1 protein-coding gene is annotated in these 420 nt (G+C 61.9%); it reads left to right on the top strand.

Going from position 1 to position 420, the window contains the following annotated elements; all coding sequences use genetic code 11:
• On the top strand, positions 1-420 hold a 420-nt coding region (locus SOP95_RS31770), incomplete at both ends, for an AraC family transcriptional regulator ligand-binding domain-containing protein (RefSeq protein ID WP_323609551.1).

Genomic DNA, 420 nt, shown 5'->3' with positions numbered 1-420 from the left:
ACAACCGCTTTGTGGTGGACTCGATGATCGCCGGCTGGCTGCATCAACTGTCGAGCCTGGCCCAGCAGCCGGTGCAGGCACAACGCATCGACATCGAATTTGAAGCGCCGGAGTACAGCGATCAGTACAGCATGCTGGGAGACATCCACTTCGGCGCCGAGGCCAACCAATTACGCCTCAACCAGCAGACCCTGGCCCTGCGCAACCCACAGCATTGCCCCAGCACCTGGAACCTGTTGTTACAACTGTGTGAGCGAGAGTTAGAGCAATTGACCCGCACCCGCAGCCTGCGCGAGCGCATTACCCGGTTGCTCGGGCCGATGCTCAATGGCGGCCGGGAACCCGACCTGGAAGAAGTGGCGGCACGCTTGAAGCTGCCTACCTGGACGCTGCGCCGCAAACTGGCCGACGAAGGCACAC

The organism is Pseudomonas sp. YuFO8 (genome assembly GCF_035065025.1).
In the GTDB taxonomy this organism is placed as follows: Bacteria; Pseudomonadota; Gammaproteobacteria; order Pseudomonadales; family Pseudomonadaceae; genus Aquipseudomonas; species Aquipseudomonas putida_AE.
Note: the sequence above shows the minus strand (reverse complement) of the source record. Positions and strands in the feature narration are given on the sequence as shown.